This is a genomic window from Novosphingobium sp. (assembly GCF_040398825.1).
Lineage (GTDB): Bacteria > Pseudomonadota > Alphaproteobacteria > Sphingomonadales > Sphingomonadaceae > Novosphingobium.
In genome coordinates, this window is record NZ_JBBATI010000018.1 from 15,552 (window position 1) to 27,024 (window position 11,473).

General features: G+C 63.0%; 11 protein-coding genes. 9 read left to right on the forward strand and 2 right to left on the reverse strand.

All coding sequences use genetic code 11. The features are described 5' to 3' along the window. Nucleotides 1-9: 9 nt before the first annotated feature. The 9 genes from ABWP89_RS10395 to ABWP89_RS10435 all read left to right on the forward strand — a co-directional run bounded on the left by ABWP89_RS10395 (nucleotide 10) and on the right by ABWP89_RS10435 (nucleotide 9,819). A complete protein-coding gene (locus ABWP89_RS10395) occupies nucleotides 10-627 on the forward strand; it encodes an NADH-quinone oxidoreductase subunit J (RefSeq protein WP_353229096.1) in 618 nt (205 codons plus the stop codon). Between the two features lie 169 nt (nucleotides 628-796). Then, nucleotides 797-1,102, forward strand: a complete 306-nt coding sequence (gene nuoK, locus ABWP89_RS10400; RefSeq protein WP_353229097.1) for an NADH-quinone oxidoreductase subunit NuoK — start codon at nucleotides 797-799, stop codon at nucleotides 1,100-1,102. A gap of 10 nt (nucleotides 1,103-1,112) precedes the next feature. After that, complete coding sequence (gene nuoL, locus ABWP89_RS10405) at nucleotides 1,113-3,146, forward strand: NADH-quinone oxidoreductase subunit L (RefSeq protein WP_353229099.1); 2,034 nt, start codon at nucleotides 1,113-1,115, stop codon at nucleotides 3,144-3,146. Further along, nucleotides 3,143-4,687, forward strand: a complete 1,545-nt coding sequence (locus tag ABWP89_RS10410; protein ID WP_353229100.1) for an NADH-quinone oxidoreductase subunit M — start codon at nucleotides 3,143-3,145, stop codon at nucleotides 4,685-4,687. Before nuoL ends, ABWP89_RS10410 begins: the two co-directional genes overlap by 4 nt. Then, nucleotides 4,687-6,153, forward strand: coding sequence for an NADH-quinone oxidoreductase subunit NuoN (gene nuoN / locus ABWP89_RS10415; RefSeq protein WP_353229102.1), 1,467 nt, complete (start codon nucleotides 4,687-4,689; stop codon nucleotides 6,151-6,153). Before ABWP89_RS10410 ends, nuoN begins: the two co-directional genes overlap by 1 nt. Before the next feature lie 6 nt (nucleotides 6,154-6,159). Further along, nucleotides 6,160-6,894, forward strand: coding sequence for a biotin--[acetyl-CoA-carboxylase] ligase (locus tag ABWP89_RS10420; protein ID WP_353229104.1), 735 nt, complete (start codon nucleotides 6,160-6,162; stop codon nucleotides 6,892-6,894). A gap of 7 nt (nucleotides 6,895-6,901) precedes the next feature. Then, nucleotides 6,902-7,681 (forward strand): type III pantothenate kinase, encoded by a 780-nt coding sequence (locus tag ABWP89_RS10425; protein WP_353229106.1) that lies wholly within the window; start codon nucleotides 6,902-6,904, stop codon nucleotides 7,679-7,681. Nucleotides 7,682-7,740: 59 nt separating this feature from the next. After that, on the forward strand, nucleotides 7,741-9,393 hold the full coding sequence (locus tag ABWP89_RS10430) for a ribonuclease J (protein ID WP_353229107.1): 1,653 nt from the start codon (nucleotides 7,741-7,743) through the stop codon (nucleotides 9,391-9,393). A gap of 150 nt (nucleotides 9,394-9,543) precedes the next feature. Further along, nucleotides 9,544-9,819, forward strand: a complete 276-nt coding sequence (locus ABWP89_RS10435; protein ID WP_353229108.1) for a DUF1467 family protein — start codon at nucleotides 9,544-9,546, stop codon at nucleotides 9,817-9,819. Nucleotides 9,820-9,844: 25 nt separating this feature from the next. Here the strand turns inward: ABWP89_RS10435 and phoB are convergent, their stop codons facing one another. Together phoB and phoU are read right to left on the reverse strand one after the other, a co-directional pair. Beyond that, nucleotides 9,845-10,534, reverse strand: coding sequence for a phosphate regulon transcriptional regulator PhoB (gene phoB / locus ABWP89_RS10440; protein WP_353229109.1), 690 nt, complete (start codon nucleotides 10,532-10,534; stop codon nucleotides 9,845-9,847). A gap of 103 nt (nucleotides 10,535-10,637) precedes the next feature. After that, nucleotides 10,638-11,324 carry a phosphate signaling complex protein PhoU gene (gene phoU, locus ABWP89_RS10445; RefSeq protein WP_353229110.1) on the reverse strand — a complete coding sequence of 229 codons (687 nt, stop codon included), beginning with the start codon at nucleotides 11,322-11,324 and terminating at the stop codon, nucleotides 10,638-10,640. Nucleotides 11,325-11,473 lie beyond the last annotated feature (149 nt).

Sequence of the window (11,473 nt, forward strand, 5' to 3'; positions counted from 1 at the left end):
GCCAGACCGATGATCCAGGCAATTGCCTTTTACCTGTTCGCGACGATGATGATTGCCTCTGGCGCGATCACCATTCTGGCGCGCAACCCGGTGCATTCGGTGCTGTGGCTGATCCTGGCGTTCTTCAACGCGGCCGGGCTGATGGTGCTGACCGGCGCCGAATTTATCGCGATGCTGCTGGTGATTGTCTATGTCGGCGCGGTCGCGGTGCTGTTCCTGTTTGTGGTGATGATGCTCGACATCGATTTTTCCGAACTGCGCGCCGGGTTTATCCGCAATGCGCCGCTGGGGATCATTCTGGCGGTGGTGCTGTTTGTCGAACTGTTCGTCGGCATTCTGGTGCGCAGCGCCGGCACGCTGGCGATCGGCCATGCCGGTGGCGCTGGCGCGACGCCCGATGGGCTGTCGAACACTGCCGCGATCGGGGCGCTGCTCTATTCGCACTATCTGTTTGAATTCGAAGCGGCGGGGCTGATCCTGCTGGTGGCGATGATCGGCGCGATCGTGCTGACCCACCGCCAGCGCAGCGATACGCGCGGCCAGAACGTGTCGAAACAGGTCGCCCGCCGGCCCCAGGACGCGACCGTCAACGTCAAGCCCGCCGTGGGCAAAGGGGTGTCGCTGTGATGCGCACCATGTCTTTCACCTCCATAAAAGCCCCTCCCCTCAGGGGAGGGGTTGGGGAGGGGTGTCCCACGCCCGCAATGATGCGCGTCACATCAGCGGTGCACACCCCCACCCAACCCTCCCCCTGCAGGGGGAGGGCTTTCAGGCCGAACAACAAGGAACTGCACGCATGATCGGCATCGGCCATTACATTGCCGTCAGCGCGATCATGTTCGTGCTGGGCGTGCTGGGCATCTTTTTGAACCGCAAGAACGTCATCGTCATCCTGATGGCGATCGAATTGATCCTGCTGTCGGTCAATATCAACTTCGTGGCGTTTTCGGCCTATCTGCACGATCTGGTCGGGCAGGTGTTCGCGATGTTCGTGCTGACCGTGGCCGCGGGTGAGGCGGCGATCGGCCTGGCCATTCTGGTCATCTATTTCCGGGGCCGGGGCACGATCGCGGTCGATGATGTCAACCGGATGAAGGGCTGAAAGCAAACCGATGTCTGCCATCCTTATCATCGTGTTCGCCCCGCTGGTCGCGGCGATTGTCGCCGGCCTGGGCAACAAACGTCTCGGTGCGGTTCCGGCCAAGCTGATCACCACCGGTGCGCTGTTCCTGTCATGCGGGCTGTCCTGGCCGATCTTTCTGACGTTCCTGCGCGGCCATGCCCAGACCACGGTCACCCCGGTGCTGAACTGGGTCTCCTCGGGCGATCTGACATTCGCCTGGGCCTTGCAGGTTGATACGCTGACGGCGGTCATGCTGGTGGTTGTCACCAGCGTGTCGGCGCTCGTCCACCTGTACTCTTGGGGCTATATGGATGAAGACCCGGATTGCCCGCGGTTCTTTGCCTATCTGTCGCTGTTCACCTTCGCCATGCTGATGCTGGTGACCGCCAACAACCTGGTCCAGATGTTTTTCGGCTGGGAAGGGGTGGGGCTGGCGTCGTACCTGCTGATTGGGTTCTGGTTCCGCAAACCCAGCGCCAATGCCGCCGCGATGAAGGCGTTTGTGGTCAACCGCGTCGGCGACCTGGGTTTCATGCTGGGTATTTTCGGCGTGTTTCTGGTGTTCGGCACCGTGTCGATCCCGCAGATCCTGCATATGGCGCCGGGCCTGGCCGGTTCCACCATCGGTTTCCTGGGCCAGCGCTTTGATACCGCGACCGTGCTGTGCATTTTGCTGTTCATCGGCGCGATGGGCAAATCGGCGCAATTGGGGCTGCACACGTGGCTGCCCGACGCGATGGAAGGGCCCACCCCGGTGTCGGCGCTGATCCATGCCGCGACGATGGTCACCGCCGGCGTGTTCATGGTCTGCCGCCTGTCGCCGCTGTTTGAACAGAGCCCCGCCGCGCTGACGTTTGTGACGGTCATCGGCGCATCGACCTGTTTCTTTGCAGCAACCATCGGCACCGCGCAGACCGATATCAAGCGCGTGATCGCCTATTCGACCTGTTCGCAGCTGGGCTACATGTTCTTCGCCGCGGGCGTCGGCGCCTATGGTGCATCGATGTTCCATTTGTTCACCCACGCCTTTTTCAAGGCGCTGCTGTTCCTCGGCGCGGGATCGGTGATCCACGCCATGCACCACGAACAGGACATGCGCTATTACGGCGGACTGTGGAAAAAGATCCCGCTGACGTTTGCGGCGATGATGGCCGGCACGCTGGCGATCACCGGGGTCGGCATCGACGAAGTGTTCGGGTTCGCCGGGTTCTATTCCAAGGATGCGATTATCGAGGCGGCCTATGCCAAAGGCAGCCAGGTCGGCATGTTTGCGTTCGCCATGGGCGTGTTTGCCGCGCTGCTGACCAGTTTTTACAGCTGGCGGCTGGTGTACCTGACGTTCTTTGGCAAGCCGCGCTGGGACCAGTCGGAACATATCCTGCACGCGGTGCACGATGCGCATGGCCACGGCCACGACGACCATCACCACGATGATCATCATCATGTGGTCAGCGATGGCACCGCCGGCTATCACCCGCATGAAAGCCCGCTCAACATGCTTTTGCCACTAGGCGTGCTGGCGCTGGGCGCGGTGTTTGCCGGCTTTGTGTTTGCGCCAGCCTTCCTCAGCGAAGGCGCAGGCGCGTTCTGGAACGGCGCGCTGGTGTTCGATGAATCGGTGCTGCACGCCATGCACCAGGTGCCCGAATGGGTAAAGTTCGCGCCCACCGCGGTGATGCTGACCGGGCTGGCGATCGCGACCTATGCCTATGTGATCAACCCGGCCCTGCCGGCGGCGGTGACCAGCCGGATCGGCCCGGTGTACCGTTTCGTGCTCAACAAATGGTACTTTGATGAATTGTATGCCGCGATTTTCATCCGCCCCGCCATGTGGCTGGGCCGGGTGTTCTGGAAGGTCGGCGATATCGGCATCATCGACCGGTTCGGGCCCAACGGCGCGGCCTGGGTGGTGGCGCTGGCCAGCCGTGGTGCGGTCCGGTTCCAATCCGGGTATCTTTACAGCTATGCGCTGGTCATGCTCGTCGGACTTGTCGGCGCGATCAGCTGGGTGATTGCACGATGACCGGACTTCCGCTTCTTTCGCTGATGCTGCTGGTGCCGCTGGTCGGCGCCGTGATCAGCCTGGTTTCGGCGCGCGAAACCGCGCGGATGGTGGCCTTGATCGCCACGCTGATTGATCTGGCGCTCGGCCTGGTGCTATGGATGCATTATGACATCGGCGGCGCGCAGTGGCAGTTTCAGGAACATGCCGACCTGTTCACCGGGTTTTCGTGGAAACTGGGGATCGATGGCATTGCGCTCACGCTGATCGCGCTGACGGTGTTCCTGATGCCGATCTGCATCGGCGCCAGCTGGAACGCGATCGAAAAGCGCGCGGGCGAATATTACGCGGCGTTCCTGTTCATGGAAACGCTGATGATCGGCGTGTTCACCGCGCAGGACCTGTTCCTGTTCTACATCATGTTTGAGGCTGGCCTGATCCCGATGTACCTGATCATCGGCATCTGGGGCGGGGCGGAACGCATCTACGCCAGCTATAAATTCTTTCTCTACACCCTGCTCGGATCGGTGCTGATGCTGATCGCGATGTTCTGGATGGCCAACGAGGCCGGCACCACCGATATCCCGACGCTGATGCAATACGATTTTCCGACATCGGCGCAGACCTGGCTGTTCCTGGCGTTCTTTGCCAGCTTTGCGGTCAAGATGCCGATGTGGCCTGTGCACACCTGGTTGCCCGATGCACACGTGCAGGCGCCCACGGCCGGCTCGGTGATACTGGCCGGCGTGCTGTTGAAAATGGGTGGCTATGGCTTCATCCGCTTTTCGCTGCCGATGTTCCCGATCGCGTCTGCGCATTTCGCGCCGCTGGTGTGGGGGCTGTCGATTGCCGCGGTAGTCATCACCTCGCTGATCGCGCTGGTGCAGCACGACATGAAAAAGCTGATCGCCTATTCGTCGGTCGCGCACATGGCGATCGTCACGGTCGGGCTGTTCGCGTTCAACCGCCAGGGTCTGGAAGGATCGATGGTGGTCATGCTCAGCCACGGGCTGGTGGCGGGCGCGCTGTTTCTGGCAGTGGGCGTGATCTATGACCGGCTGCACACCCGCGAAATTGCGCGTTATGGCGGGCTGGCGATCAACATGCCGTATTATGCGCTGTTTTTCCTGCTGTTCACGATGGCGTCGATCGGGCTGCCGGGCACCAGCGGCTTTGTCGGCGAATTCCTGTCGCTGCTGGGCATCTATCAGCAATCGAGCCTGGTCGCGCTGATCTCTACCACCGGGATCATCCTGGGCGCGGCCTATATGCTGTATCTCTATCGCCGGGTGGTGTTCGGAGTGCAGAAGCATGCGGACGCCGCGGCCATGCCCGATCTCGACATGCGCGAATGGGCGATGATGGCGCCAATGGCGGTGGCCGTGCTGTGGATGGGGGTCTATCCGGAAACCTTCATGGCGCCGATGCGCAAGGATATCGGGACGCTGGAGGCGCGGGTCGCCATCGCGAAACCCAGGGGGGATGCTGACGTGAAAACGTTTGCACGTAACGGCGCGGCAACGGCCGTCGCGCTGAATCTGCACGCGCAGGGGGTGAAGTGATGAACATGCTCCCCTCACTGCTGTCGATCGCGGCTGAAGAACTGATCAGCAGCGCCACGCTGGTGCTGTTGCTGTGGGCCGCCTGGGGTGGTGACAAAGCGGCGCGGGCGATTTCGATCGCGGCGTTTGCGGTGCTGGTTGCCGCTGCCGCGCTCGCGATGCCGGCGCTGGCCGGCGGGATCGGTGGGCATGCCACGCTGGCGTTTGACGGCCATCTGAAAATGGATGCGTTTGCTGCCTTTGCCAAATTGCTGATCTATCTTGGCGCCGGGGTCACGCTGGTGATCGCGCCGGCGTTTTTCGACCGTTCGAACGAGATGCGCGCAGAATTTCCGCTGCTGGTGCTGCTGGCGGCACTGGGCATGGGCATCATGGTGTCGGCCAACGACATGCTGACGCTGTATATCGGCCTCGAGCTCAACAGCCTGGCTGCTTATGTGCTGGCGGCGTTCCTGCGCAGCGACGGGCGCTCGGCCGAGGCCGGGCTGAAGTATTTCGTGCTCGGCTCGCTCGCCTCGGGCATCCTGCTCTACGGCATCAGCCTGACTTATGGCTTTACCGGCACCACCAGTTTCGATGGCATCCGTGCCGCGCTGGGCGTCGGCGCGCTGTCGATAGGCGCGACATTCGGCATGGTGTTCGTGCTGGTCGGGCTAGGCTTCAAAATCAGCGCCGCGCCGTTCCACATGTGGACGCCTGACGTTTATGAAGGCGCTCCCGCGCCGGTAACAACGTTCTTTGCCACCGCGCCAAAGGCGGCCGCGCTGGCGCTGCTGATGCGGGTCAGCCTGGATGCCTTTGGTGGCCAGCCGGGCGCGTGGCAGCAGATCGTGGTGTTTTCGGCGCTGCTGTCGGTGGTGATCGGCGCACTGGGCGCGATCGGGCAGGACAATATCAAACGCCTGCTGGCCTATTCGTCGATCAACAATGTCGGCTTTATGCTGATCGGGCTGGCGACGGGCACGCCCGCGGGCGCGTCGGCGATGCTGGTCTATCTGGCGATCTATGTCGTCAGTTCGGTCGCGGCGTTTGTGGTGGTGTTGCAAATGCGCGATGCCCAGGGCGCGGCGGTGGAATCGATCGCCGATCTTGGTGGGCTGTCGCGCACCCGCCCCGGTCTGGCGGCAGTGCTGGCGGTGGTGATGTTCAGCCTGGCGGGCATTCCGCCGCTGTTCGGGTTCTGGGCAAAATTCGTGATCTTTCAGGCTGCGGTGCAGGCGCATCTGGTGGTGCTGGCCGGGATCGCGATTGCCGCATCGGTGATCGGCGCGTTCTATTACATCAAGGTCGTCAAGGTCATGTATTTCGACGATGTGGCTGATAAGGTGCGCGGGGGCGGCACTTTTGCCAACACCGTGCTGCTGGCGGCATCGACGCTGTTCCTGTCACCGCTGGGCTATCTGCTGACGCGCTGGCTGGGCACGCTGGCGGGCAATGCCGCGGCGGCGCTGTTCCGCCTCGGCTGATCGGGGTTGGCGCTGATCCATATCGAAACGGTCGCCGAAATAGCCTCGACCAACAGCGCGCTGATGGCGCGGTTGGGGGCGGGCGATGTCGCTGCGGAAGGATACTGGCTGATCGCCGACCGGCAAAGCGCGGGGCGCGGCCGTGCCGGGCGGCAGTGGTCCGATGGCCTGGGCAATTTCATGGGATCGACCGTCGCACATATCGGCCCGGGCGACCCGCCTGCACAGACCCTGTCGCTGGTGGCCGGGGTGGCGCTGCACCGGGCGCTGGTTGCCTGCATCGGCGTGACCGCCGGCATGATCCTGAAATGGCCCAATGATGTGCTGGTCGCCGGGGCAAAGCTGGCCGGTATCCTGCTGGAACGGCGCGCCGACGCGGTGGTGGTCGGGATCGGCGTCAATCTGGTGCAGGCGCCCGATCTGCCCGACCGTGCGACCGTTGCGCTGGCCGGGCTGGGGCATGATCTGGCGCGTGATGCGTTTGCGCAGGCGCTGGCCGATGAATGGTCCGCCACGCTGGCGCACTGGCACGACGGTGGCTGGGCTGCACTGCGCGATGATTGGCAGGCGCGGGCGCACCCGCCGGGCACCCCGCTGTCGGCGCGCGATCCTGCGGCCGGGCTGATCGAGGGCACGTTTGCCGGGCTCGATACCAGCGGCGCAGCGCTTCTGCGCTTGGCGGATGGGTCGTGTCGTGCGATCCACGCGGGCGATATCGACATTACGCCGTTGAAATTGTGAGGGTCTGATGCTGCTGGCCATTGACGTTGGCAATACCAATGTCGTCTTTGCGCTAATCGACGGGCGCGACATTGTCGGGCGCTGGCGGATCGCCACCGATCCGCGCCGCACGGCCGATGAATACGCGGTCTGGCTGTTGCAATTGCTGAACCTGCAGGGGCTGAAGCCCGATGTGGTGGACAAGGTCATCGTGTCGAACGTGGTGCCGCGCGCGCTGCACAACATCCAGGTGCTGTCGAACAAGTATTTTCATCAGGACGCGATGATCGCGGGCGAACCGCCGGTCGACTGGGGGTTCCGGCTCGATATCGACAACCCGCGCTCGGTCGGGGCGGATCGCGCGGTCAACACCGTGGCGGCGCATGCGCGGTTTGCGGGCGATCTGATCGTGGTCGATTTCGGCACTGCCACCACGTTTGACGTGATCGATGGCGAAGGCACTTATAAAGGCGGGATCATCGCGCCGGGAATCAACCTGTCGCTGGAGGCACTGGTCAATGCCGCCGCGCGCCTGCCGCGCATCGCCATCGAAGCGCCGCGCGATAATGGAAGTGTGATCGGCCGCAATACCGAGGACGCGATGCATATCGGCGTGTTCTGGGGCTATGTCGCGATGATGGAGGGGTTGATCGCGCGGCTGCGGGTGGAAATCGGCCGCCCGGTCACCGTGGTCGCCACCGGCGGGCTGGCCGTGCTGTTCCACCAGCATACGACGATTTTCGACCATGTCGAAACCGACCTCACCCTTGACGGGCTTGCCCTGCTGGCCGAACGGGTCCAGCGGTAAAGGCATACGGGCGGGATTCGCCCGGTCATCATTGTCTGTCTCAACATTCAGGAATTTTCGTGAAGCCTGGTAAGGAATTGCTGTTCTGTGCGCTCGGTGGGTCGGGCGAAATCGGGATGAACGTCAACCTCTATGGCTGTAATGGCAAGTGGTTGATGGTTGATCTGGGTATGACCTTTTCCGACCCGTGGTACCCCGGGGTCGACCTGGTGTTCGCCGATCTGGAATTTATCGAGGAACGGTCGAAAGACCTGCTCGGCATCGTGCTGACCCACGCGCACGAAGATCACATCGGCGCGGTCCCCTATTTTGCGCTGGACCTGGGCGTGCCGCTTTACGCCACGCCGTTTACCGCGCGGCTGGTGCATGAAAAGCTGGTCGAGGCCGGGATCGAACGCGATGTCGAACTGCGGGTGATCCAGAACGACGGATCATTGACGCTTGGGCCGTTCGATATCCGCTATGTGCCGCTGGCGCATTCGATCGCCGAGGGCAACGCGCTGGTGATCGACACGCCTTATGGCAGGGTGTTCCACACCGGCGACTGGAAACTGGATGACGCGCCGCAGATCGGTGAACCTGCAACACCGGCCGAACTGACCGAAATCGGGGATAGCGGCGTTTTGGCGCTGGTGTGCGATTCAACCAATGTGTTCAATCCCAAACCATCGGGTTCCGAAGGCGCGGTGCGCGATGGCTTGCTGGAAACGGTGACCGCGCTCAAAGGCCGGCGGGTGGTGGTCACCACCTTTGCCTCGAACGTCGCGCGCTTGCAGACGCTGGCCTGGGTGGCCGAACAGACCGGGCGGCGGCTGGTGGTGGCCGGGCGTTCGCTCGATCGCATCATCGGCGCGGCCAAGGCGACCGGTTATCTGAAAGATTTTCCGCAGACGGTGCCGATGGACCGGGCGATGGAATTGCCGCGCGGGCAAGTGCTGGTGCTCGCCACCGGCGGGCAGGGCGAACCGCGCGCGGCATTGGCGCGCATCGCCAGTGAATCCCACCCGGTCAAGCTGGAATCCGGCGATGCCGTGGTGTTTTCCAGCCGGCAGATCCCCGGCAACGAACTGGCGATCGGGCGCATCCAGAACACGCTGGCAGGCCGTGGCGTGCGGCTGATTACCGACAAACAATCGATGATCCACGTGTCGGGGCATCCCGGCCGGCCCGAATTGATTGAGCTGTACAAATGGATCCGGCCCGAAATTCTGGTGCCGGTGCATGGCGAAGTGCGCCACATGGATGAACAGGCGCGGCTGGGCAAGGAACAGGGCATCCCGCGCACCATCCTGCAGAAAAACGGCGATCTGATCCGGCTGGCCCCCGACGGCCCGCACAAGATCAAGGAAGTGCGCAACGGCCGGCTGGTGCTGGATGGCGATATCATCGCACCCGCCGATGGCGAAGCGCTGGCGACCCGGCGCAAGCTGTCGCAAAGCGGGCTGATCACCGTCGCGCTGGCCGTGAACCCGGAAGGCAAACTGTGCTCGCCGGTCGAAATCGCCACGCTGGGCATTCCGCTGGATGAAGACCTCGATACCTTTGTGGCCGAGGCGCAGGCCGATGCCGCCAATGCCGTTTCCACGCTGAAGGGTGATCGCAAGCGCAACCGCGGTGCCATTGCGGAGGCGGTGCGGCTGGCCGTGCGGCGCTGCGGTGACCGCTGGATCGGCAAAAAGCCGATGGTCCAGGTCATGCTGCGCGACCATTGACGTCAGAATAGCCCTCCCCCTCAGGGGGAGGGTTGGGTGGGGGTGTCCCACGCCGTTATGTCACGCGACGATCCGGCGTCAGACACCCCTCCCCAACCCCTCCGCTTAGGGGAGGGGCTTTTCAAGGTGATACAAAGCGGAGCCCATACGATGCGCTGGACATCGATCATTGCCATTTTCGCGCTGTTCTGGGTACTGTCGGCGTTTCTGGTCATGCCGTTCGGCATCCGCACGCATGACGAACTGGGGCTGGAAAAGATCCCCGGCCAGGTTCACAGCGCGCCCGCCAACCTCAGCCCGCGGCTGATCATGCGCCGTGCCACGGTGCTGGCGGTGGTGTCATTCGGGTTGTATTATGCCAATTACGTCAATCACTGGATCACGATCCAGGATCTCGACATTTCGCACCTGATCGGGTTGTACTGATCCGCGCGGATCAGGCCCAAACTCCTCACACCCCTTCGAGCGCGTATCCCGCTGACCGCACGGTGCGCACCGGGTCGGGTGCGCCCGGCACGGCGATCGCCTGGCGCAGGCGGCGGATATGCACATCGACCGTGCGCAGTTCGATATCGCTGCCGCTGCCCCACACCGCGTCGAGCAATTGCCCGCGCGAAAACACCCGGCCGGGGTGTTCCATAAAATGGCGCAGCAGGCGAAATTCGGTCGGGCCGATCTTGATCGCTTCGCCACAGCGGCTGACACGGTGGGCGGTCGGGTCCAGCGACAGATCACCCACCGTAATCGTTTCCCCCGCCAGCGCGGGGCGCACGCGGCGCAGCACAGCGCCGACACGCGCAATCAGTTCGCGCGGGGAAAACGGCTTGGTCACATAATCGTCGGCGCCGGTTTCCAGCCCGCGCACGCGGTCATCTTCATCACTGCGCGCGGTCAGCATGATGATCGGCACATGCGCGGTGGCCTTTTGCCGGCGCAGGCGACGGCACACTTCGATCCCGCTGGTTCCGCCGATCATCCAGTCCAGCAGCACCAGATCAGGCGTATCCTCGGCCGCCAGCAGCAGCGCCTCATCACCATCGTCGGTGGTGCGCACGTCATAGCCTTCACCGCGGAACCGGTATTCCACCAGTTCGGCCAGCGCGGTATCGTCCTCTACCAGCAGCAGCTTTGGCGCCGACATTTGGTGATTTCCCCATCCTTGGCCAGGTGTAAAGCCCCGTCCCGGCATCCTGCGCAGACACCAGCAATGTTACGCCGTTATGACTAAACCACCACACCCCCGGTCAGCCAGGGGGTAGCACATCTTCACGTTCGGGCAGGTACGTACCGGTCGCCGCAAAGTGTACCATTTCGGCAATGTTGGTGGCGTGATCGCCGATCCGTTCGATGTTGCGCGCGACGAACATCAATTGCGCCACGCTGCTGATCGTGGCGGGGTTCTCCACCATATATGACACAAAGTTGCGAAACACGCTGTCGTAAAACGCATCGACTTTCGCATCGCGCTGGACGATTTCGGCCGCCGCCACCGGGTCGCGCGCGGCATAGGCGGTCAGCACGTCGTGCACCATTTCGCCGGCCAGTTCGTTCATCATCGGCAACAATGTCAGCGGTTCAAACCGCTTGCGCCCTTCGATATGGCCCACACGCTTGGCGATGTTCTTGGCATAATCGCCGATGCGTTCGATCACCCCGGCAATTTTCAGCGCGGCAATCACTTCGCGCAGGTCATCGGCCATCGGCGCGCGCAGCGCCAGCACCCGCACCGACAGCCGGTCGACCTCGCTTTCCAGCAGATCGATGCGCCGGTCGCGCGCGATCACCTGGGCGGCAAGCACTTCGTTGCCGCTGACCAGCGCGTCCATGGCATCGGTGATCGACAGTTCGGCCAGACCGCCCATTTCGGCGATCAGCCCGCGCAACCGCGTGATGTCTTCGTCAAACGCCTTCACGGTGTGTTCTGCAACCATGCGGCAGGGTCCTGTGTTGAAAGGAGCGTCGGTTTGGCCGGGTCGGACCGGGGCGAAATGTTACAACCCGTGGTGGGACGATTCGGCGGTTTAGGGAAGATGCCTGATCGACTTGCCAACCGCCGATTGCGATCTTTTTTAGCGGGATG

Coding starts and splice junctions, on each gene's coding strand:
- ABWP89_RS10395 (WP_353229096.1), top strand. CDS start 10: ATGATCCAGGCAATTGCCTTTTACCTGTTCGCGACGATGATGATTGCC.
- ABWP89_RS10435 (WP_353229108.1), top strand. CDS start 9,544: ATGCGCTGGACATCGATCATTGCCATTTTCGCGCTGTTCTGGGTACTG.
- nuoK (WP_353229097.1), top strand. CDS start 797: ATGATCGGCATCGGCCATTACATTGCCGTCAGCGCGATCATGTTCGTG.
- ABWP89_RS10410 (WP_353229100.1), top strand. CDS start 3,143: ATGACCGGACTTCCGCTTCTTTCGCTGATGCTGCTGGTGCCGCTGGTC.
- phoB (WP_353229109.1), bottom strand. CDS start 10,534: ATGTCGGCGCCAAAGCTGCTGCTGGTAGAGGACGATACCGCGCTGGCC.
- nuoL (WP_353229099.1), top strand. CDS start 1,113: ATGTCTGCCATCCTTATCATCGTGTTCGCCCCGCTGGTCGCGGCGATT.
- ABWP89_RS10425 (WP_353229106.1), top strand. CDS start 6,902: ATGCTGCTGGCCATTGACGTTGGCAATACCAATGTCGTCTTTGCGCTA.
- phoU (WP_353229110.1), bottom strand. CDS start 11,324: ATGGTTGCAGAACACACCGTGAAGGCGTTTGACGAAGACATCACGCGG.
- nuoN (WP_353229102.1), top strand. CDS start 4,687: ATGAACATGCTCCCCTCACTGCTGTCGATCGCGGCTGAAGAACTGATC.